This window comes from Paraperlucidibaca baekdonensis, from assembly GCF_003387535.1.
Lineage (GTDB): Bacteria > Pseudomonadota > Gammaproteobacteria > Pseudomonadales > Moraxellaceae > Perlucidibaca > Perlucidibaca baekdonensis.
On record NZ_QUNR01000003.1, the window covers coordinates 413,426 to 435,986 of the forward strand.

The 22,561-nt window shown below is 55.1% G+C and carries 19 protein-coding genes; 13 read left to right on the plus strand and 6 right to left on the minus strand.

Features of this window, described 5'->3' with window-relative positions:
- Positions 1-86 precede the first annotated feature (86 nt).
- Positions 87-791, minus strand: a complete 705-nt coding sequence (bamJ, locus tag DFR26_RS08470) for a BamJ family beta-barrel-assembly machinery protein (RefSeq protein ID WP_116208596.1) — start codon at positions 789-791, stop codon at positions 87-89.
- A 69-nt stretch (positions 792-860) separates the two neighbouring features.
- Entirely contained in the window at positions 861-1,736 is an 876-nt protein-coding gene (locus DFR26_RS08475; protein WP_116208518.1) for an NAD(P)-dependent oxidoreductase, read from the minus strand.
- 141 nt (positions 1,737-1,877) lie between these two features.
- Between DFR26_RS08475 and DFR26_RS08480 the strand changes: the two genes are divergently transcribed.
- The gene (locus DFR26_RS08480) at positions 1,878-2,099 is read left to right on the plus strand and encodes a (2Fe-2S)-binding protein (protein WP_116208519.1); all 222 of its coding nucleotides are present in this window, start codon (positions 1,878-1,880) and stop codon (positions 2,097-2,099) included.
- Between the two features lie 87 nt (positions 2,100-2,186).
- On the opposite strand, the gene gltA is transcribed toward DFR26_RS08480, so the two are convergent.
- Positions 2,187-3,464, minus strand: coding sequence for a citrate synthase (gltA, locus tag DFR26_RS08485; protein WP_116208520.1), 1,278 nt, complete (start codon positions 3,462-3,464; stop codon positions 2,187-2,189).
- A gap of 406 nt (positions 3,465-3,870) precedes the next feature.
- Here gltA and sdhC point away from each other — a divergent pair, with 406 nt between their 5' ends.
- The 10 genes from sdhC to DFR26_RS08535 all read left to right on the plus strand — a co-directional run bounded on the left by sdhC (position 3,871) and on the right by DFR26_RS08535 (position 16,209).
- Positions 3,871-4,260 (plus strand): succinate dehydrogenase, cytochrome b556 subunit, encoded by a 390-nt coding sequence (sdhC, locus tag DFR26_RS08490; RefSeq protein WP_116208521.1) that lies wholly within the window; start codon positions 3,871-3,873, stop codon positions 4,258-4,260.
- Entirely contained in the window at positions 4,260-4,625 is a 366-nt protein-coding gene (sdhD, locus tag DFR26_RS08495; protein ID WP_116208522.1) for a succinate dehydrogenase, hydrophobic membrane anchor protein, read from the plus strand. The genes sdhC and sdhD overlap by 1 nt, the downstream gene beginning before the upstream one ends.
- Before the next feature lie 3 nt (positions 4,626-4,628).
- Positions 4,629-6,401 carry a succinate dehydrogenase flavoprotein subunit gene (gene sdhA / locus DFR26_RS08500; RefSeq protein WP_116208523.1) on the plus strand — a complete coding sequence of 591 codons (1,773 nt, stop codon included), beginning with the start codon at positions 4,629-4,631 and terminating at the stop codon, positions 6,399-6,401.
- 12 nt (positions 6,402-6,413) lie between these two features.
- Positions 6,414-7,121 carry a succinate dehydrogenase iron-sulfur subunit gene (locus DFR26_RS08505; protein WP_116208524.1) on the plus strand — a complete coding sequence of 236 codons (708 nt, stop codon included), beginning with the start codon at positions 6,414-6,416 and terminating at the stop codon, positions 7,119-7,121.
- A 293-nt stretch (positions 7,122-7,414) separates the two neighbouring features.
- A complete protein-coding gene (locus DFR26_RS08510) occupies positions 7,415-10,255 on the plus strand; it encodes a 2-oxoglutarate dehydrogenase E1 component (RefSeq protein ID WP_116208525.1) in 2,841 nt (946 codons plus the stop codon).
- A gap of 29 nt (positions 10,256-10,284) precedes the next feature.
- Positions 10,285-11,511 carry a 2-oxoglutarate dehydrogenase complex dihydrolipoyllysine-residue succinyltransferase gene (gene odhB / locus DFR26_RS08515; protein ID WP_116208526.1) on the plus strand — a complete coding sequence of 409 codons (1,227 nt, stop codon included), beginning with the start codon at positions 10,285-10,287 and terminating at the stop codon, positions 11,509-11,511.
- A gap of 53 nt (positions 11,512-11,564) precedes the next feature.
- Positions 11,565-12,998, plus strand: a complete 1,434-nt coding sequence (lpdA, locus tag DFR26_RS08520; protein ID WP_116208527.1) for a dihydrolipoyl dehydrogenase — start codon at positions 11,565-11,567, stop codon at positions 12,996-12,998.
- A 105-nt stretch (positions 12,999-13,103) separates the two neighbouring features.
- Positions 13,104-14,267 (plus strand): ADP-forming succinate--CoA ligase subunit beta, encoded by a 1,164-nt coding sequence (gene sucC, locus DFR26_RS08525; RefSeq protein ID WP_116208528.1) that lies wholly within the window; start codon positions 13,104-13,106, stop codon positions 14,265-14,267.
- Between the two features lie 2 nt (positions 14,268-14,269).
- On the plus strand, positions 14,270-15,148 hold the full coding sequence (sucD, locus tag DFR26_RS08530; protein ID WP_116208529.1) for a succinate--CoA ligase subunit alpha: 879 nt from the start codon (positions 14,270-14,272) through the stop codon (positions 15,146-15,148).
- 119 nt (positions 15,149-15,267) lie between these two features.
- Positions 15,268-16,209: an alpha/beta fold hydrolase gene (locus DFR26_RS08535; RefSeq protein WP_116208530.1), complete on the plus strand. Its 942-nt coding sequence runs from the start codon at positions 15,268-15,270 to the stop codon at positions 16,207-16,209.
- 77 nt (positions 16,210-16,286) lie between these two features.
- Here DFR26_RS08535 and DFR26_RS08540 read toward each other — a convergent pair whose 3' ends face one another.
- From DFR26_RS08540 to DFR26_RS08550, 3 genes are all read right to left on the minus strand, one after another.
- Positions 16,287-16,769 carry an FKBP-type peptidyl-prolyl cis-trans isomerase gene (locus tag DFR26_RS08540; protein WP_116208531.1) on the minus strand — a complete coding sequence of 161 codons (483 nt, stop codon included), beginning with the start codon at positions 16,767-16,769 and terminating at the stop codon, positions 16,287-16,289.
- Between the two features lie 72 nt (positions 16,770-16,841).
- The gene (locus DFR26_RS08545; RefSeq protein ID WP_116208532.1) at positions 16,842-18,719 is read right to left on the minus strand and encodes an Lnb N-terminal periplasmic domain-containing protein; all 1,878 of its coding nucleotides are present in this window, start codon (positions 18,717-18,719) and stop codon (positions 16,842-16,844) included.
- Positions 18,720-18,733: 14 nt separating this feature from the next.
- Positions 18,734-19,222, minus strand: a complete 489-nt coding sequence (locus tag DFR26_RS08550) for a DUF3015 family protein (RefSeq protein WP_116208533.1) — start codon at positions 19,220-19,222, stop codon at positions 18,734-18,736.
- A gap of 282 nt (positions 19,223-19,504) precedes the next feature.
- Between DFR26_RS08550 and htpG the strand changes: the two genes are divergently transcribed.
- A complete protein-coding gene (gene htpG / locus DFR26_RS08555; protein ID WP_116208534.1) occupies positions 19,505-21,406 on the plus strand; it encodes a molecular chaperone HtpG in 1,902 nt (633 codons plus the stop codon).
- A gap of 124 nt (positions 21,407-21,530) precedes the next feature.
- A complete protein-coding gene (locus DFR26_RS08560) occupies positions 21,531-22,559 on the plus strand; it encodes an NAD(P)H-dependent glycerol-3-phosphate dehydrogenase (RefSeq protein ID WP_116208535.1) in 1,029 nt (342 codons plus the stop codon).
- The last annotated feature ends 2 nt before the right edge of the window (positions 22,560-22,561 follow it).

Genomic DNA, 22,561 nt, shown 5'->3' on the forward strand with positions numbered 1-22,561 from the left:
GGTGCATAAAAAAAGCCCGGCTTACTAACCGGGCTTTTTTATGGCATTTAGCAGCGCATTAACGGTTGCGCTGCTGCAGGCGCGACTTATTTTTTGATATCGAGCAGCTCAACATCAAACTTCAGCACTTGGTTGGGGCCAATTTTGCCGCCCGCGCCTTGCTCGCCGTAGGCTAATGCCGCGGGAATGACAAACTCATATTTGCTGCCGACCTTCATCAGCTGCACGCCCTCAGTCCAACCGGGAATGACCTGATTGAGTTTGAAGGTTGCGGGTTCGCCGCGATCATAGGAGCTATCGAAGGTGTCGCCATTGAGCAATGTGCCTTTGTAATGCACGGTGACGGTGTCTGCAGCGCTCGGTTGAGCACCCGTGCCGGCTGTTAAAACGCGGTATTGCAGGCCGCTGGCCGTGGTTTTCACGCCGTCTTTTTTGCCATTTTCGGCGAGGAATGTTTCACCCTCAGCGACGGCTGACTCGGCTTCTTTGGCTTGTTTTTTCATGTGCTTTTCGCGCAGCTTTTGAGCCACCACGGTTTGGATCTCGCGACGTGCAGCGTCATCCATCAGCAGCTCGTTTTCAGCCATGACATCATCTAAGCCTTTGTTCAAAGCGGCCATGTCGAGGTCATCGCGAATGGTTTCAAGCGATTTACCAATGTCGACACCGACGGAGTAGCTAAATTTTTCGGACTCTGTTTCCACTGAAGCACCACCAAAGGGGTTGCAGGCGGCCAATACAGCAGCGGCGGTCAAGGTCATTGCCAGTTTAGGCAGGGTAGCGCGAATCATAACGTGTCCTTTTTTCTTGGGGTTGGTGGTGAAGCGATTGAAGCGCATTGGTCAGCGTTTGTCATCGTTTCATCGGGATTTTTCTTGTAAGCGTCGCAGGAGACTGGAGGTATCCCAGCGGCCGCCGCCAAGGTCTTGCACATCGGCATAAAAGCCATCGATTAGTTCTGTTGCGGGTAGCGTGAGGCCGAGTGCGTGGGCTTCGTTGAGCACAATACCTAGGTCTTTACGCATCCAATCGACCGCGAAGCCGTGCTCATAAGCATCGGCCAACATGGTTTCATAGCGGTTGAGCAACTGCCAAGAGGCCCCCGCACCTTGACCAATGAGTGGCATGACTTTGGCAACATCGATACCTGCTTGTTGCGCGAAGTGCATGCCTTCGGCTAAGCCTTCAATGACGCCGGCGACGCAAATTTGGTTGACCATTTTCGCCAGCTGACCCTGCCCGCAGGCACCAATGTGCGCCTGCGCTTTCGCATAGATGGCTAAGATGGGCTCGGCGCGCGCCACGGCGGCTGCGCTGCCGCCACAAAAAATGCTCAGCTGGCCATTTTCAGCGCCTTGCTGGCCGCCGGAGACTGGCGCATCCACCCAATCAATGCCTTGCTTGGCGAGCTCGTCTGCTAACGCTCGTGTGATGGTTGCCGACACGGTTGAATGGTCGATGATCAGCCCGCCGGATTGTAGGCCAGCGCCAATGCCTTCTGGGCCGCGCACGACCTCGGCGAGGTCTTCATCGCGGCCAACACAGGTGAGTACAATGTTGGCGTTGGCGGCGGCTTCACGCGCGCTGCTGGCCTGTCTGCCGCCATAGCGAGCAACCCATGCGTCGGCCTTGGCAGACGTACGATTCCATACCGTGACCTGATGACCTGCTTGCTGCAGATGGCCTGCCATGGGGAAGCCCATGACCCCGAGCCCAATAAAGGCAACTGCTGCCATGTCACTGACTCCATGAAATGATGGTTGAGCGTAACAGGGCGAATTGCCGAGCCACAACTCCACATAGTACGCGGTACTTGCAAATACGAATCCATCGCATTTATACTTGCGTCATCAACATGATTGCTGAGGGCTGCGCCCATGTATGTTTGTCTTTGCCACGGTGTCACCGATCGAGCCATTGCCCAAGCTGCCCGCGATGGCGTTGCCGATTTTGACGCGTTACAGCAACGCACCGGCGTGTCGACTTGCTGCGGTGCTTGCCGTGATCATGCCGAAGATGTGTTTGCTAGCGCCTGTGTGAGTGAGGCCGGGGCCACGGTCACGGTTGGCCAATGGCAGCCTGCTCTATTGAATCGCTGAGTGTTACGGCGCCATCAGCTGTGAACCATTAAATATGAAGCCACAAAAAAGCCGCGATAATCGCGGCTTTTTTTGTGGCTGAGCGTATTACCGCTTGTCTAGCGGCGTGAAGTCACGCTCGGTGTGACCGGTATAGAGTTGGCGAGGGCGGCCAATTTTGTATGGCGCGCTGTGCATTTCCAGCCAATGCGAAATCCAGCCAACGGTGCGAGCCAAGGCGAAAATCACCGTGAACATCGAGGTGGGGATGCCGATCGCTTTCAAAATGATGCCGGAATAGAAGTCGACGTTCGGATAGAGTTTGCGCTCAACGAAGTAGGGATCGCTCAAGGCAATACGCTCTAATTCCATGGCCAAGGCGAGTTGCGGATCGTTGATGTTGAGTGCGGCAAGCACTTCATCGCAGGTCTGCTTCATGACTTTGGCACGCGGGTCAAAGTTTTTATAGACGCGATGACCAAAGCCCATCAGTTTGACTTCTTTGGTCTTCACTTTTTCCATGAAGTCAGCCACGTTTTCCACGGAGCCAATATCGTCGAGCATTTTCAGCACGGCTTCGTTGGCGCCACCGTGAGCAGGGCCCCACAGCGCCGCAATGCCCGCTGCAATACAAGCGTAAGGGTTAGCGCCAGTGGAGCCTGCTAAACGCACAGTCGATGTGGACGCGTTTTGCTCGTGATCGGCGTGCAGCGTGAAGATGCGATCCATGGCTTTCGCCAAAACGGGGTTGACCTTGTAATCCACGTCGGCAGGCACAGAAAACATCATGTGTAAGAAGTTTTCGGCATAGCCCAAATCATTGCGCGGATAAACAAAGGGCTGACCCGATGAGTATTTGTAGCTCATGGCGGCAATGGTGGGGATCTTGGCAATCAAGCGAATCGCCGTGATTTCGCGATGCTTCGGATCATTGACATCTAGGTTGTCGTGATAAAACGCGGACAGCGCACCAACCGCACCACACATGATGGCCATTGGGTGAGCATCGCGACGGAAGCCTTCAAAAAACTTGCGGAATTGATCGTTGAGCATGGTGTGGTTTGTCACCAAATGATCAAATTCGGCTTTTTGCTCGGCATTTGGCAATTCGCCATTGAGCAGCAGGTAGCACACTTCGAGATACTCAGCCTTCTCAGCGAGTTGACCGATGGGGTAACCGCGATGCAGCAAGATACCTTTATCACCATCAATGAAAGTGATTTTCGACTCGCATGCCGATGTGGCCATAAAGCCGGGGTCATAGGTGAAGTAGCCTTTGGCTAAAATATCTTTAACATCAACAACATCCGGGCCTAATGTGCCTGATGAAATAGGCAGGTTGATGGTGTCATCGCCAATGGTTAACGTCGCGGTTTTGGCCGTCATCACGGTCTCCTGAAGAGGGGTTCAGCGCTCAGCGGGGGCTGCACCAGCGTCATCAAATTAAACCAACGCGCTGGGCGCAAGCATCAAGAAAGAAGACATCATGGGGACAGCCCAGTGTGGGTTGCGCAGGTAGCTTAAACCGCGAGCATAAATTGTCAATAAAATAGCCCATGTCGTGTAAACCTCTTCGACTGAAGTCGTATGCGCTGTTGGTGCCTGTTCTACTTTTGTCTGTGAAATAGCGCCAACGCTGGTTTGTATTACGATCTGTGCGGGATTATACTTTCGAGCCAATCTGCTAAGTGCTCAAAATTTAAGCAATTCAGCTTGCCTTTCAAGCGCTTAGCCAGAGGAAACTGCACCCATCTGCCACGCCCTTTAGGGCTCGACCAACAGGACGCTCTCTGTGAAAAATAACAGACCGGTCAATCTCTCGTTGGCTACTGTCATTGAAGTTAATCTTAAATCGCCAGTGGCCGTAGCCTCCATTTTCCATCGCTTATCAGGCATTTTGCTGTTTTTTGTGGTGCCGGGATTGCTCGCGCTGCTGAGCTGCTCGTTAGCCTCGCCTGAAAGCTTTGCCGCCACCAAAGACCTACTCAATGGCTTGGTTGCGAAAATCGTGCTGTTTATTGCGCTTGCAGGTTTGGTCTATCACCTGCTTGCCGGCATCAAGCATTTGATTATGGACTGGGGTTTTGCTGAAACATTAGAAGGTGGACGCGCCTTCGCAACCGCCACACTGGTGGCCTCTGCCTTTGCCATTGCCGCCGTTTTTGTATGGGTGATGTTCTAATGAAAAGTGCAACAAGTTTCTCTCGTTCGGGTTTGTCCGATTGGCTGGCACAGCGTGTCAGTGCTGTCATTCTAGCTGTCTACACGGTTTGGTTATTTGCTTGGATCATTGCGCATCCTAGCCTTGATTACGCCACATGGCACAGCTTCATGACGACAACGCCCATGCGCATTTTCACGCTGCTAGCGCTCTTGTCTTTTGTTGGCCATGCGTGGATTGGCATGTGGACGGTACTGACCGACTACATGACTTCGTTGCAGATGGGCCCGAAAGCCGATGTGCTGCGTTTAATTGTGCAAATGGCCATGGCGATCGCGTTGTTTGTGGTCATCATCTGGGGCATTCAGATCATTTGGGGCAGCTAAATCATGACTAAGATGCGTACCGTAAATTTTGATGCAGTGATCGTGGGCGGCGGCGGTGCCGGCATGCGTGCATCACTGCAGTTGGCTCAATCAGGCTTCAAGACTGCCTTGATTTCGAAAGTATTCCCCACGCGCTCACACACGGTGTCGGCGCAGGGCGGCATCACCTGTGCAATTGCATCAGCCGATCCCAATGATGACTGGCGCTGGCATATGTACGACACCGTTAAAGGTGCCGACTTTATTGGTGACCAAGACTCTATCGAATACATGTGCTCGGTGGGCCCGCAAGCCGTGTTTGAGCTTGAGCACATGGGTTTACCGTTTTCGCGTACCGAAGAGGGCCGTATTTACCAGCGTCCATTCGGTGGTCAGTCGAAAAACTTTGGTGAAGGTGGTCAAGCCGCACGTACATGCGCCGCTGCTGACCGTACCGGCCATGCGTTGCTGCACACGCTGTATCAGCAAAACTTGAAAAACAACACCAAGTTCTACATCGAATGGTTAGCGCTTGACATCGTGCGTAACCAAGACGGTGCTGTTTGTGGCGTTATCGCTATGGACATCGCTACCGGTGAGACGGTGTTCTTCAAATCGAAAGCCACGGTGTTTGCTACTGGTGGTGCGGGTCGTATTTATTCATCGACCACCAACGCCCACATCAACACCGGCGACGGCGTTGGCATGGCCGCGCGCGCCGGCATTCCATTGCAAGATATGGAAATGTGGCAGTTCCACCCCACCGGCATCGCCGGCGCCGGTACGCTGGTGACCGAAGGCTGTCGTGGTGAGGGCGGTTATCTGCTCAATAAAGATGGCGAGCGCTTCATGGAGCGTTACGCACCGAATGCCAAAGATCTCGCCTCGCGTGACGTAGTAGCTCGTTCGATGGCGCTGGAAATTCGTGAAGGGCGCGGTGCTGGCCCCGATGGCGAATACCTGTTCCTGAAGCTCGATCACCTCGGCAAAGACGTGCTGCACAGCCGTTTGCCTGGCATTTGCGAATTGGCGCAAACCTTCGCGCATGTCGATCCGGTGAAAGAGCCGATTCCGGTCATTCCCACCTGCCATTATATGATGGGTGGTATCCCCACCAATGTGCACGGTCAGGCCATCAGTACCGATGCCTCTGGCAAAGACTCGATCATCCCCGGTCTCTATGCCGTGGGTGAGATCGCCTGCGTGTCGGTCCACGGCGCTAACCGTCTCGGCGGCAACTCATTACTCGATTTGGTGGTGTTTGGTCGCGCGGCGGGTCTGCACATTGAAGATGCATTGCGTCAAGGCATGGATCAGCGTCAGCCAAGCGAGTCCGATGTTGAGCGTGCGCAATCGCGTTTGGCGCGTTGGGATAGCTCAGTGAATGGCGAGTCTGTGCCTGCACTGCGCAAAGAACTGCAGAAAACCATGCAATCAGCCTTCGGTATTTTCCGTCGTGGCGATGACATGGACACTGGCGTAGAGGCTGTTGCGGCCATGCGCGAGCGTATTGGCAAAGCGCATTTGGGTGACAAATCTAATGCCTTCAATACCGCCCGTGTAGAGGCCTTAGAGCTCGATAACTTGCTCGAAACCGCACAAGCCACGGCGCTGTCGGCACAAGCACGTACCGAGTCACGTGGTGCGCATAGCCGTGAAGATTATCCAGATCGCGATGACGAAAACTGGTTGGCACACTCCTTGTTCAACACCGAATCACAAACGGTGAGCAAGCGTGCCGTGAACTTTGCGCCGAAGCAGGTGAAAACCTTCCAGCCCAAAGCGCGTACTTACTAATAGGGGTGCATCATGCTAAAAGTTAGCCTTTATCGCTACAACCCAGAAACGGATCGCGAACCGTACATGAAGGACTATCAGATCGACACCCAAGGTCGCGATTTGATGGTTCTCGACGTGCTCAACTTGGTCAAAGAGCAAGATGATTCCTTGGTGTATCGTCGCTCATGCCGTGAGGGCGTTTGTGGTTCCGACGGCCTCAACATGAATGGCAAAAATGGCCTGGCCTGCATCGTGCCCATTTCACAAGCCACCAAAGGCGGCAATCACCTGATTGTTAAGCCACTGCCGGGCTTGCCTGTGGTTCGTGATTTGGTGGTCGATATGACCATGTTCTACAACCAGTACGAAAAAGTGCAGCCGTTTGTCATTAATGACACGGCGACACCAGCCATTGAGCGCCTGCAAACCCCAGAAGACCGTGCCAAGCTTGATGGTTTGTACGAGTGCATTCTCTGCGCGTGCTGCACCACCAGCTGTCCATCGTTTTGGTGGAATCCAGAGAAGTTCCTCGGTCCATCGGCACTGTTGCAAGCCTGGCGCTTTCTCGCCGATAGCCGCGATAACGCTACCGCCGAGCGCTTAGCTAAGCTCGACGACCCGTTTTCGCTGTTCCGTTGCCGCGGCATCATGAACTGCGTCAGTGTGTGTCCGAAAGGTTTAAACCCCACCAAGGCAATTGGGCATATTCGTAATATGCTCCTGACCGAAGGCTCCTAAGCTTCAGGTGTCATCAATAAAGGTCTTAATCAGCACTGATTAGGGCCTTTTTTGTTTCTATCGGCTGTCTTCGCCTTTAGTCGGAATTTAACAAATTCACACTTTAGTAGAGGTTTAACCCCCTGAGTATTCGCGCTAGACTGCCCCACGCAGTGTATGCATAAACCGCGCTTAACAAGCGCCTATATGCGGGTCGTAATGCCTTAAAAGGGCGTTACGGTGACAGTCAAAAGGAGGGCGGCGGTTAACCATCGTGCCAATCGCCTTGCGCACCTCCGCTTGGGAAAATCATCATGCAAGAAGGCCAGATGCTACGGCAGTTGAATACCTCTCAACTCTCTGCCGAAAACGCCGCCTATGTTGAAGAGCTGTACGAGCAATACCTTGTCGCCCCCAATGACGTGCCAGATGATTGGCGCAGTTATTTCGAAAAACTTCCCCGCGTCGATGGCATCAGCATCGATACGCCCCACAAGGGCGTGCGTGAACAATTTTTATTGCTAGCAAAAAACTCCAGCCGCTCACGGCCAGCACCTACGGGCAGCGTCAGCAGTGGCCATGATCGCCGCCAAGTCGGTGTTTTGCAGCTTATTGCGGGTTATCGAAATCGCGGCCATCAGCGCGCCAAACTCGATCCGCTTGGCCTCATGCCGCGCCCGGATGTGGCCGATTTAGACCTTGCCACGCATGGCTTATCACTCGCCGACATGGATACGGTTTTTCAAACCGGCAACCTCGCGATTGGCAAAGAAGAGTGCACCTTGCGCGAAATGGTCGATGCCATGGATGCCATTTATTGCGGCAGCATTGGCATTGAGTACATGCACATTGTCGATACCGCGCAAAAGCGCTGGATTCAGCAACGCATTGAAGGCAAGCGCGGCCAGCCGGGCTTTTCTGCCGACACCAAGAAAGATCTGCTTGAGCAGGTAACGGCGGCAGAGGGCTTGGAAAAATACCTCGGCACCAAATTTGCCGGTGCTAAGCGCTTTGGTCTAGAAGGCGCAGAGTCCTTTATTCCCATGGTCGACGAGCTCATTCAGCGCGCCGGCAGCTATGGCACCAAAGAAGTTGTTATTGGCATGGCCCACCGTGGCCGTCTCAACGTCTTAGTGAATATTCTCGGTAAAAATCCCGCGAACCTATTTGATGAGTTTGCCGGTAAGACCTTTAACCAAAGTGGTTCTGGCGACGTTAAATACCACCAAGGGTATTCATCAAATGTGATGACACCTGGTGGCGAAGTGCATTTGGCGCTGGCATTTAACCCCTCGCACCTCGAGATCGTCTCGCCGGTTGTTGAAGGCTCGGTGCGTGCGCGCCAAGATCGTCGTGGCGATCGTGTGGGGCGTGCGGTTATGCCCATTAGCATTCATGGCGATGCCGCGTTTGCTGGTCAGGGCGTGGTCATGGAAACCTTCCAGATGTCGCAAACGCGCGGCTATCGCACGGGCGGCACCATTCACATCGTCATTAATAACCAAGTCGGCTTTACCACCAGCCGTATTGATGACGCGCGCTCGACCGAATACTGCACCGGTGTGGCAAAAATGGTGCAGCCACCGATTTTCCACGTCAATGGCGATGATCCCGAAGCCGTATTGTTCGCCACGCAAATGGCCTTGGATTTCCGCATGGAGTTCCAAAAAGACGTGGTCATCGACATGTACTGCTACCGCCGTCGCGGTCACAACGAAGCCGACGAGCCATCTGCCACGCAGCCAAAAATGTACCAAGTGATCACCAATTTGCCGACCACACGCGCACTCTATGCCGAGCGCTTGGCCGAACAAAATGTGGTCGAAGCCAGCGTGTCTGATGACTTAGTGGAGCGCTACCGGAAGGCGCTCGAGGCTGGTAAAAGCGTGGTGAAGCAGCTGGTCACCGAGCCCAACAAATCCTTATTTGTGGATTGGACGCCTTACCTAAATCACAGCGTAGTCGATGATTGGAATACTGGCGTGCCCATGGCCAAGCTCATTGAGCTAGGTAAGCGCATGGGTCAGTTGCCCGAAGGCTTTGTGGTGCAGCGCCAAGTGCAAAAAGTGGTCGATGATCGCCAACGCATGTGGTCGGGTAATCTCGATCTCAACTGGGGCGCCGCGGAGGTCATGGCCTATGCGACCTTGCTCGATGACGAAACCCTGATTCGCATCACGGGCCAAGACGTTGGTCGTGGCACGTTCTCGCATCGTCATGCGGTGATGTATAACCAAAAAGACGCCGAGCCGTTTGTGCCGCTTCAGCACATAAGCAGCATGCCGCGTCGCTTTGAGCTCTATGACTCGCTGCTCTCAGAAGAGGCGGTGTTAGCGTTTGAATACGGTTACGCCACCACCACGCCCAGTGCGCTGATTATTTGGGAAGCGCAATTTGGTGACTTTGCCAATGGCGCGCAAGTGGTGATCGACCAGTTTATCTCCAGCGGCGAGACCAAGTGGGAGCGCCTCTGTGGCTTGACCATGTTGCTGCCCCATGGCTTTGAAGGCCAAGGACCTGAGCATTCTTCAGCTCGCCTTGAGCGCTTCTTGCAGCTGTGCGCTGAGCACAATATGCAAATTTGTACGCCGTCTACACCGGCGCAGATTTTCCATTTGCTGCGGCGCCAAGTGGTGCGGCCATTGCGTAAACCATTGATTGTCATGTCGCCAAAAAGCTTGCTGCGCCATAAGTTGGCCACCTCGCCATTGGAAGCATTAGAGAATGGCCGCTTTGAAACCGTGCTGCCGGAACTCGACAGCCTGGTGCCGGAAGACGTTAAGCGTGTGGTGATTTGCGGTGGCAAGGTCTACTACGACTTGCTTGAAAAGCGCCGTGAATTGGGCCTGACTGAGGTTGCGCTGATACGCGTTGAGCAGCTCTATCCATTCCCTGATAAACGTCTGATTGAAATTTTAGAGCCCTACAGCAAGGTCAATGACGTGGTGTGGTGCCAAGAAGAGCCAATGAATCAAGGCGCTTGGTATAACACGCGACACAATCTTGAGCGTGTGGTGCGTCAGTGGCAGCCCGAGTTGACCATTCGTTATGCGGGTCGTCCGCTTTCGGCGGCACCAGCCTGTGGTTCCATGTATTTGCACACAAAAGAACAATCGGCCTTAGTCGCTGATGCCCTGGGCGGCAAAACCGTCTAATTAACCGCCGAGTCATAAGGAAAAAACCCATGAGTGTGGAAATTAAAGCCCCGGTGTTCCCCGAATCAGTTGCTGATGGCACGGTGGCCACCTGGCACAAAAAGCCTGGTGAGGCCGTCAAACGTGACGAGCTCATTGTCGATATTGAGACCGATAAAGTCGTGCTCGAAGTCGTTGCACCTGCCGATGGCAGCTTGAGCGAAATCCTCAAAGAAGAAGGCGATACGGTGTTGTCGCAAGAGGTGTTGGCTCACTTCACCGAAGGCGCAGCAGGTGGCGCAAGTGATGCAAAAGACAGTAAAGCATCCGACGCTAAAGCCGCTGAGTCCAAAGGTTCAAACACGAAAGCTGCAGATGCCAAAGCCGAGAAGTCCACAGGCTCAGCTGGCCCTGCCGCGCGCAAAGCGGCCGCTGAAAGCGGCGTGTCGTTAGACAGTGTGGAAGGCACCGGCAAAGGTGGTCGTGTAACCAAGTCTGATGTGCAAAATGCCAAGCCAGCCGCCAGTGCCGCGCCGGCACCTGCCGCTAGCTCTCCTGTGGCCATGGCCGTGGGTGAGCGCGTTGAAAAACGCGTACCCATGACCCGCCTACGTGCGAAAGTCGCCGAGCGTCTGCTTGAAGCTAAGCAGTCCACCGCCATGTTGACGACCTTCAACGAAGTCAACATGAAGCCCATCATGGACCTGCGTAAGCAATACGTAGACAAGTTCGAGAAAGTCCATGGCGTACGCTTGGGCTTTATGTCGTTCTTCGTGAAAGCCGCGGTTGAAGCCTTGAAGCGCTTCCCCGCTGTGAATGCCTCTATCGACGGCAATGACATTGTCTATCACGGCTACAACGACATTGGCGTGGCCGTGTCGTCGGATCGTGGTTTGGTGGTGCCGGTACTGCGTAATGCCGAATACATGAGCTTGGCGGAAGTTGAAAAAACCATCATGGAGCTGGGTAAAAAAGCCCGCGATGGCAAATTGTCGATCGATGATATGACCGGCGGCACTTTCACCATTTCCAACGGTGGTGTGTTTGGTTCACTGCTCTCCACGCCGATCTTGAACCCGCCACAAACCGCCATCTTGGGCATGCACAAAATTCAAGATCGACCCATGGCCGTGAATGGCCAAGTGGTGATTTTGCCGATGATGTATCTGGCGGTGTCGTATGATCACCGCCTCATCGATGGCAAAGAGGCCGTGAGCTTCTTGGTGGCCATGAAAGAACTAATCGAAGATCCCGCACGATTATTGCTGGAAATCTAAGCCACGGATGCACAGAGCCGACTCGTCGGCTCACTTAACGGTAGAGAGAAATTATGAGTCAACGCGCAGATGTGGTCGTCATTGGCGGCGGCCCCGGCGGCTATGAAGCCGCCATCCGTGCCGCCCAACTTGGGCTATCGGTGATTTGTATCGAGCGTCGCCTACACAAGGGCAAGCCCGCGCTCGGCGGCACCTGCCTCAATGTCGGCTGCATTCCATCGAAAGCTTTGCTTGATAGCTCGCACAAGTATCACGACCTAAAGGCCGGCTATGAAAAGCACGGCATTCAGTTCGATGGCTTGAAAATTGATATTCCCGACATGTTGGCGCGCAAAGATAAGGTCGTCGATCAGCTCACCACCGGTATTGCCGGCCTGCTCAAAGGCAATGGCATTACGTGGTTGCAAGGCAGTGGGCAGCTGCTCGCAGGCAAGCGCGTAGAGTTCACGCCGCATGAGGGCGAGGCTGAGATCATTGAAGCCGAACACGTGATTTTGGCCTCTGGTTCGAAGCCGATTGAAATCAACGCCGCGCCCTTGGTCGATGACATTGTCGTGGATTCCACCGGCGCGCTCGAATTTACCGAAGTGCCTAAGCGGCTCGGCGTCATTGGCGGCGGTGTCATTGGCTTGGAGTTAGGTTCGGTGTGGTCGCGCTTAGGTGCTGAAGTGGTGGTGTTGGAAGCCATGAATGACTTTCTCACCATTGCCGACAAAGCCATCTCGAAAGAGGCGAAAAAAATCTTCACCAAGCAGGGCCTCAACATCCGCTTGGGCGCGCGAGTGACCGGCACAGAAGTCAACGATCAGCAAGTGACCGTGACCTTTACTGACGACAACGGTGAGCACTCTGAAGTCTTCGACAAGCTCATTGTCGCCGTGGGCCGTCGCCCAGTGACCACGGGCCTGGTCAGCGCCGACTCCGGCATTACGCTCGATGAGCGCGGCTTTGTCCATGTCGACGATCATTGCCGCGCCTCAGTACCCGGCGTCTACGCCATTGGTGACTTGGTGCGTGGCCCCATGCTTGCGCATAAAGCCATGGAAGAGGGTGTGATGGCCGCTGAGCTGATCGCCGGACATCATGCGCAATTTAATTATGACTTGGTGATCTCGGTGATCTACACGCACCCCGAAGTGGCGTGGGTGGGGCTCACCGAAGAGCGTGCTAAATCCGAAGGCTATGAAGTGAAAGCCGGGCAGTTTGCCTTTGCGGTCAATGGCCGTGCGCTCGCCGCCGATGACAACGCCGGTTTCGTGAAGTTCGTTGCCTGTGCGAAAACCGACCGTCTACTGGGCATGCACATCATTGGCCCAGGCGCTGGCGACATGATTCACCAAGGCTTAATCGCCATGGAGTTTGGTTCCAGTGTGGAAGATTTGCAGCTCATGTGCTTCGCGCACCCGACTTTATCGGAAGTGGTGCATGAAGCTGCGCTGTCGGTCGATGGCCGCGCCATTCACGCCATCCAACGAAAACGCAAGTAATTAGACTTATCGGGGCCTTATGTGGCCCCGGTTCATTTCCGCCAGAGGCTTGGTGGGCAAAAGCCTAGCGCTGCTAGGTTAAACACAACGAGTGGTGATCTCACGATGAATCTGCACGAGTATCAAGGCAAGCAACTGTTTGCCGACTATGGTCTGCCGGTATCCAAAGGCTTCGCAGCCTCCACACCGGAAGAAGCACGCGCCGCGGCTGAGCGTATTGGTGGCGATGTTTGGGTGGTTAAAGCCCAGGTTCATGCTGGCGGTCGCGGTAAAGCCGGTGGCGTGAAACTGGTGAAAACCTTAGACGAAGTGGAAGCCTTTGCCCGCGAAAAGCTCGGCACGCGCTTAGTGACTTACCAAACAGATGCGAAAGGCCAGCCGGTCTCGAAGATTTTGGTGGAAAACTGCACCGACATCGATAAAGAGCTGTACCTAGGTGCCGTTGTCGATCGCGCCACGCGCCGCATTGTCTTCATGGCCTCCACCGAAGGCGGTGTGGACATCGAGAAAATCGCGCACGAGACACCCGAGAAAATTTTGACCGCTGCCATTGATCCATTGGTTGGCCCGCAAGCTTTCCAAGGCCGCGAGCTGGCGTATCAGCTCGGCCTAGACAGCAATCAGGTGAAACAGTTCGTGAAGATTTTCATGGGCTTAGGCAAAATGTTTACCGACCTAGATCTGGCGCTGCTGGAAATTAATCCATTGGTCATCACCAGTGAAGGCAACCTGCATTGCCTCGATGCGAAAATCGTCATCGACTCCAATGCCCTGGGCCGTCACCCCAAACTCAAAGCCATGTACGACCCATCGCAAGATGACGAGCGTGAGCGTCGTGCCGCGGAGTGGGAACTAAACTACGTGGCCCTCGAAGGCAACATTGGCTGCATGGTCAATGGCGCTGGCTTGGCCATGGCGACCATGGATTTGATTAAGCTCAAAGGCGGCCAACCCGCGAACTTCCTCGATGTCGGCGGCGGTGCGACCAAAGAGCGCGTCACTGAAGCGTTTAAAATCATCCTGTCGGATGATTCCGTAGCGGCCGTTTTGGTCAATATTTTCGGCGGTATTGTGCGTTGCGACATGATTGCTGAAGGCATCATTGGCGCAGTGAAAGAAGTCGGCGTGAAAGTGCCGGTGGTGGTTCGTTTGGAAGGCAACAATGCCGACCTCGGCGCGCAAAAACTGCGTGAGAGCGGACTCAATATCATTCCAGCCGCCTCGCTCAATGAAGCAGGCGAGCTCGTTGTTAAAGCTGTGGGAGCCTGAACATGAGTGTTCTGATTAACAAAGATACGAAAGTCATCTGCCAAGGCTTTACTGGCTCGCAAGGCAGCATGCACAGCGAGCAGTCCATTGCTTACGGTACGCAAATGGTCGGTGGCGTGACGCCCGGCAAAGGCGGCACCACGCATTTGGGCCTGCCTGTATTTGATACCGTGCGCGAAGCCGTGGAAAAAACCGGCGCCACCGCCTCGGTGATCTATGTGCCCGCCGCGTTTGCCAAAGACTCGATTTTAGAAGCCGTGGATGCTGGCATTGAGTTGGTGGTGTGTATTACCGAAGGCGTGCCGACCATCGATATGTTGTTTGTTAAAGAGTACATCGTGCGTAAAGGCGGTGTGCGTTTGATTGGGCCAAACTGCCCCGGCATCATCACGCCTGGCGAATGCAAAATCGGCATCATGCCCGGCCACATTCATTTGCCCGGTAAAGTTGGCATTGTGTCGCGCTCCGGCACCTTGACCTACGAAGCCGTGAAGCAGACCACCGACCTAGGCTTTGGCCAGTCGACTTGCATCGGCATTGGCGGTGACCCCATCCCCGGCATGACGTTTATTGATGCGCTGGAGCTCTTCCAAAACGACCCGCAAACCGAAGCCATCATCATGGTTGGTGAGATTGGTGGTTCGGCTGAAGAAGAAGCCGCTGAGTACATCAAGGCCAATGTGACCAAGCCCGTGGCCTCGTACATTGCCGGTGTGACTGCACCGCCAGGCAAGCGCATGGGCCATGCTGGCGCCATCATCTCCGGTGGTAAAGGCACAGCCGATGAAAAATTCGCTGCGCTGCAAGCCGCTGGCGTAAAAACCGTGTCGAACCCCGCCATGCTGGGTGCGGCCATTGCTGAGCTGACTGGCTGGAAATAAGTCATGCGGTGATGCTAAAAGCCCGCTTAGGTTTTGCGTAAGCGGGCTTTTTTGTGGCTGTGTAATAATTCCCAACGCTGAGTGACTAAACTGTATCTTCTGTGCTGTTGAGCAAATGCATGTCTATTTTTTCGGGCTTTATTGCGGTGTTGGCTGCTCTATTGGTGGGTTTGTTGGTGTGGACCGGCATTGGCCAATGGTGGGTTGAGCGTGAGCATCCGCCGGTTGGGCAGTTCATCACGGTCGATGGCATCACGCTCCACTATGTAATGGCGGGCGATGGCCCAGGCTTGGTGCTGGTGCATGGCGCGAGCTCGAACTTGCAGGAGTTCACCAGCAGCATCTTGCCGGAGCTAGCGAAAACGCATCGTGTTATTGCCTTTGATCGACCCGGCTATGGTTATAGCGATGCGCCACCGGGTGACGGTTGGTTTGACCCAACCCAAGTGGCCGACTTGTTACTTAAGGCCGCGGCGCAACTCGGCGTAGAAAAGCCAGTGGTTTTGGGGCATTCGTGGGCCGGCTCAGTGGTTATGGCGGCCATGGTGCATTTTCCTGAGCGCATTCGCGGTGGCGTGATGCTCAGTGGCGTGGCGGGGCATTGGGCTGGACCGTTGAATTGGACCTATGAAATTGGCGATAAGCCCGTCATTGGGCCGTTGTTTGCGTGGACCATGGTGTACCCGCTGGGCTCATTGGTTTTGGCCAATAATGTGCAGGAAGTATTCACCCCCGATGCCATGCCTGAGGGGCATTTAGATCGAGCTGCCGTGGCCTTGGCGCTGCGTCCAGCGACCTTTCAGCGCAATGTGCGCGATATGAATCAGCTCAATGAATATATGCAATTGCTGAGTCCGCGTTACGACGAGGTGACGTTGCCGCTGCTGATTATTCACGGAGAAGATGACATCTTGGTGCCGTTTTGGAATCACGGCCGCCGCGTGGTGCCGGTGATTAAGCAGGCGAAAGTCGTGTTATTGCCGCACACGGGGCATGCCCCGCACCACACGCAGACCGCGCGCGTGGTGCAGGAGATTAGTGCTTTTGATTTGCAGTATTAGCGTTATTTGCGGGTATCAATAGAAATAAAAACGCCCCGAAATCGGGGCGTTTTTTTAAGCATTTAAAGCTAATAAGCTTAGTGCTGATGACCACCAACGCCATGCACGTGGCCGTGCTCTAGCTCTTCGGCGGAGGCTTCGCGCACTTCGGTCACGGTCACATCAAAATGCAATGTTTGGCCGGCCAACGGGTGGTTGCCATCGACGGTGACTTCTTCGCCATCGACTGCTTTCACGGTGATGACTTGCGTGCCTTGCGCGGTTTGCGCTTGGAATTGCATGCCCACTTCAATGTTATCGACGCCTTGGAACAAGTTGCGCGGCACGGTTTCGAGCAGGCTGGGGTTCACTTCGCCATAGCCTTCAGCTGGCTCAACGATGACTTTTAAGCTGTCGCCAACGACTTTGCCAACTAAGGCTTTTTCTAAGCCCGGAATGATGTTGCTGTGGCCGTGCAGGTAGGCCAGTGGTGCGCCGCCTTCTGAGCTATCGATAACATCGCCGGCATCATTGGTGAGTTTGTAGTCGATGAGGGCGACGCTGTCTTGAGCAATTTGCATAAAAAACCTATGGGGTTATGGGGTGTGTGAGGCCATTTGGCTGGGCAGTATGGTAGCCGATTTGACAGCGAATCAAAAATACTGATGCCATTGCAGGCTAAACGTGGTCAAGGCATTGGCTCGCCATTCGCGATTTAGGCCGACTGAGATGGCCTGATTGGCGGCAACATTCCATTGCACGGCGCTTCGCAGTTCGTGATCCAGGCGCGCTGCGGGTAGTGCATAGAGCGAGCGGGTCTCGACCAGCCAGCGCCAATTAGCCGCTCCTTGACTTGCGTAACTGCCGGTGCAGCCGGCGCGCACGCCGGTGGCGGCCTCCCAGCCATCGCTAAGTGCTGCGCCACCTTGCAAATGACTGTGCGATTGGCTAAAGCAGAGGGTTTTGCCTAACGCCACGCTGATACCACCGCCCCCTTCGAGCGTGGTTGCCGAATGTCGCGTTGGGCCGGCCTCATCGCTTAAGCGGCGATCGAGCCCCAGGCGCACCGACCACGATAGCGGCGTGCTGAGTGCGTTGATGGGCGCAAGCGAGTCGATGCCGACCACCGTGAGCTGTTCGATGCTGAGGCCGTCGCGGTCGGCACGCAGTTGGCCGGTTAAAAAGTCGATGCGCGCGCCGGCGCGATAGCCCACGGTGCTGTCGAGCCAGTCGTGGTAGGCCGGACGAATAGCTAGGGTGGTGAAGGTTTGATGGTCATAGCCGCCACCGACGCTGATGCGCGCGGTGCCATGACCTTGACTGGGGTCATGGTGTGGGCGTTGTGGCGTGACGCGCTGAGGCGGCACGTCGATGACCGCACGGGCGGTGAGTAGTTGGCGTAGCTGCGCGGGGGCGTCTGCTGTGGCTTTGCGGTTCACATGGCGGGCGTATAAGTCGTCATAGGCCACTTCAAGCGCGCGGGCGCGTTGCAGCGGCGTGAGCGCCTGCGTGGCGTTTGTAGCGCTCGTAGCGTTGTGGCTGAGCTTGGCGGCGGCAGCATTGGTCATGGCGTCGTTGCGCGCTAGGCTGGCGCGTAGTTGCGTGCCGCTCGCCGCGCGCCACGTCACGCGCTTGAGCAGGCCATCGGTGGCGAGTACGGCGCGCACGGTATCGGTGGGGATGGCGGCGACTGGAAACTGCGATTGCAGATCGAGCCCGTCGCGGGCCATCTCGATAAGCCCGAGCAGCTCATAGCTGCAATTGCGACTGAGAAAATAATACGGCGAGGTTATGCCGCGCCAATCCCAAAATACCAAGAGCATTTGCCGGACTTCGGCCGGCGTGAGGGCGAGCTCGTACTCCCATAAGTCGCGGCTTTCCCAGTCGTTGTATTCCTTCACTTTTTCATAATACGGCAGCAAAGAATACGCGCCGGGATAGCCGCCGGTAAGGCCTTTTACGGCGAACTCTAAGCCATTGCTGGTGTTGGTTTGCGCGGAATAATTGATGGCGTAAGACAGCAAGCGAGTGTCGTCATGTTGACTGGCGGCATCGATGCGCAGCAGCGTGTGGCCAAACATCGATGACGGATTATTTAAGTAGTCGCTGGCAAATACGAGGGTGGCTTGCGAGGCATCGAGACCCTTGAGCCAGGTGTTGAGCTCGGCGCAGTCAGGCCTTGGCCAGTGGGCCGCGAGGTCGGGGCGCTGTTGGCTCAGCCAGGCGTGGCGACCGGGGTAGCGGCAACTGGCATCAGGTTCGTTGGCGAGTGCCGTGAGCGTGGCGCGAAGCTCGGCGAGCGCATCTTCGGCGCCTGTTGGGCTGAGAAAAAAGCCATTGAGGGTGACCGGGCTTGCGTAGTCTGCCGATTGCGGTGATGCATCGCGCAATAAGCGTTGCCAATAGGGTGTGCTGGCTAGCGCTTCTAGGCTGGGGAGGGGGCTTACACGGTGGTGTTGCGCCTGCGCGGCGGGCAACAGGCAAAGCATCAGCCCCGAAATAAAAGAACCCCGCCGAAGCAGGGTTCTCATGACGCTAGCGAGACTCACGCTTTCACGTAGCCTGCTAAGGTGCTGTCGGCTGCCATGACGCCATTGAGGGCATCGAGGACTTGGCCGGCGGTGACATTTTCTGGCGCGAAAATAGTGCCGAAGTGCGTGCGTGTGGCTTGGAAAAACGCCGGTTTATCGGTGGCTGGCACGCCCATCAAGTCGGCGAGCACATTGAGGCTTTCGCCTTCGCCAACCGACATATCGCGAGCGAGTTTTTCAATGTTGGAGCCGGTGTACATGGTTAAGCGCACGCGTGAGGTGATCACGCCACTTTGTTGGCAGCCTAATGTGCCAGTGGAAATACCAAAGGTTTGGTTACCAAACGTGCCGTTCGTTGTAGCGGCGAGGACTTTAGGAATTAAGCCTGATTGGCCTGCCCACAGAATCGTACCCACACCACAACCAACATCTTGGTCAGCGGAAGCGACGGTGCTCATCGAGCCCATGCCGGCCATTAAGGCCACGGCGAGTAATTTTTTCATGTCATACCCCTCAATCATTGAGAACATGCCTGCTGGTCAAGCAACCAGCGACGCCATGGAGTGTACCCCGATTGTTCATGCACAAAACAAGACGCTTGTTTGATTTCTAGACAAACGGCAGCGGTGTTTTTTGTCCACGGTTTAGCTTCTTTTTATCTGCCCTTGAGATTTTCGTAATCGACCTTATATCTAAAGCAATCGCTCACGTGCATGAGCGCGCAACTATTCTCTGTGCTTTGTAATGGCCCCGCCACAAAGCGCTCACCTAAACCAGGAGCTGCCATGACTGCCGCCACCGATAAACCCGCCGCTGATAAAAAAGAAACCCGTGGCTTTGAGGCCGAAGTCTCGAAACTGCTGCATTTGATGATCCACTCGATGTATTCCAATCCGGAAATTTTCCTCCGCGAGTTGGTCTCTAACGCCTCCGATGCCGCCGATAAACTGCGCTTTGAAGCACTCTCCAAGCCTGAGTTACTGGGCGATGACAGCGAGCTGGGCATTTGGATCAGTGTCGATCCTGAGGCCAAAACGCTGACGCTGCGCGATAACGGCATTGGCATGAGCCGCGATGAAGTGGTGGCCAACCTCGGCACTATTGCGCGCTCGGGCACCAGCGAGTTCATGAAAAACTTAAGCGGCGATGAGAAAAAAGACAGCCAGCTCATTGGGCAGTTTGGTGTGGGCTTTTACTCGGCGTTTGTGGCGGCGGAGCGCGTGGTATTGACCACGCGTCGTGCCGATGCCGCCAGCCATGAAGCGGTGCGCTGGGAGTCTGAGGGCACCGGCGAGTTTACCGTGGAGTCCATTGAGCAGGCCGAGCGTGGCACCAGCATCACCTTGCATTTGCGCGAGTCGGCGCAAGAGTTTGCCGAAGCGTTCCGTGTGCGCAGCATCATCAACAAATACGCCGAGCACATTGCGCTGCCCGTGCACCTGCTGCAAAAAGCCGAGAAAGATGACGAGGCCGATAGCTGGGAAGTGGTGAATCAGGCGAAAGCCTTGTGGACTCGCCCGCGCACCGAAGTTAGCGACGAGGATTATCAGGCCTTTTACAAACACGTGGGCCACGACTACGAGAATCCACTGAGCTGGAGCCACAACAAGGTCGAAGGCAAGCTCGAATACACCTCATTGCTGTTTGTGCCCGGTCGTGCGCCGTTTGATTTGTATCAGCGCGATGGCGCGCGCGGCCTCAAGCTCTATGTGCAACGCGTGTTTATCCGCGATGATGCCGAGCAGTTTTTGCCGCTCTATCTACGCTTCATTAAAGGCATCGTCGATTCCAACGACCTGCCATTGAATGTCTCGCGTGAGCTGCTGCAATCATCCGATATTATTGATTCGATGAAAGCCGCGCTCACCAAGCGCAGCCTCGATATGCTCAGCAAGCTCGCAGGCGACCCGGAAAAATACGCGACTTTCTACGCCGCCTTTGGCCAAGTGTTGAAAGAAGGCTTGGCGGAAGATTTTGCCAACAAAGACAAAATTGCCGGCCTGCTGCGCTTTGCGTCGAGCACCACAGGCGAGGGCAAGGCCGAGGTGTCATTAGCCGATTACATTGGCCGCATGAAAGAGGGCCAAGACACGATTTACTACGTCACCGCCGAAAATTATGTGACCGCCGCCAACAGCCCACATTTGGAGCTATTCCGCAAAAAAGGCGTGGAAGTGTTGTTGCTCACCGATCGTATTGATGAATGGATGATGAGCCATCTCACCGAGTTCGACGGCAAGAAGTTCCAGCATATTGGCAAGGGCGAGGTCGATCTCAGTGCTATTGCCGGCGAAGGCAATGAGCCCGAAGTCAGCGAGGCCGATACCAAACAAGCCGAAGCGCTGGTTGAGCGTCTGCAAAAAGCCTTGAGCGAGCGTGTGAAAAGCGTGCGTACCACCACGCGTCTGAGCGAGTCGCCCACGTGTTTGGTGCTCGATTCATTCGATCCCGGCTTCCAAATGCGCCAGTTGATGGAGGCGGCGGGGCAAAAAATGCCCGAGGTGAAGCCAATTTTAGAAATTAACCCCGGTCATAAGCTCATTAACCGTTTGGCTGAAGAGGCCGATAGCGCGCGCTTCAGCGACTTAGCGCTTGTTCTCTTAGATCAAGCGGCATTGGCTGAGGGCGCTCAGCTCGATGATCCCGCCGCTTATGTGCGCCGCGTGCAGCGCTTGCTAAACGCTTAAGCTCAGAGATTCTGACGGATCGTCCGACAGAATTCGGTTTTTGCAAAAAGGGCATGGGTATACTCCTCATGCCCTTTTTTTATGTACAGTGCTTTTCTTCACGGGCGCTTGTTGAGGATTTTTTATGTCGACGCTTCGAGTCGCTGTGTTAGGTGGCGGTAGCTTTGGTACCGTTATCGCGAACTTAGCCGCCAGCAATGGCCATGCCACCACGCTTTGGTTGCGTGACCCCGAGCAGCTTGCCGATATGCGCGCCAGCCATGAAAACACGCGGTATTTGCCGGGCTTTGCGTTGTCTCCAGAGCTTAAGTTTAGCGACGATTTATTGGCCACTGTGGCTGCTGCCGATCTGATTTTTGTGTCGATTCCCAGTAAGGCATTTCGCGCCGTGGTGACTGCCGCCAAGCCGGCATTTCGGCCCGATCATATGTTGGTGAGCACCACCAAAGGCGTGGAAAAAGATAGCTTTGCGCTGATGAGTGAGATCTTGCGTGAGGCCTCGGGTTTAGAGCGCATTGGCGTGATTAGCGGGCCAAACCTTGCCAAAGAGATTATGGCCAAGCAAATTGCCGGCACTGTGGTGGCGAGTGCCGATGAGTCGCTACGCGATGCTGTGCATGAAACGTTGTCATGCACTTTTTTTCGCGTCTTTGCCAATACCGATGTCTATGGCGTGGAGCTCAGCGGCGCGCTGAAAAATATTTATGCGGTGGCCTCGGGTATTGCGGCAGCGCATAAGCTCGGCGAAAACACGCGAGCCATGCTGCTGACACGCTCGCTGGCCGAGATGAGCCGATTTGCTGTGCACCTGGGTGCTAATCCGCTGACTTTTTTGGGCTTGGCTGGGGTCGGTGATTTGCTCGCCACGTGCTCGTCGTCATTGAGCCGGAACTACCAAGTCGGCTTTGCGATTGGCTCGGGTCAGAGCTTGGAAGAAATTGTTGAGGATTTGGAACAAACGGCCGAGGGCATCAATACCATTCACACGGTGAAGCACAAAGCCGATGCCATGGGCATCCGGATGCCGCTGGTCAACGGCTTATATGATGTGATTTACAACGGTAAAAGTCTCTATGACGTGGTGCTGGCCATGATGCTCGCCAGCCAAAGTAGTGATGTGGAGTTTGTCCTGCCCAAGCCCGGTGAGGAATAAGC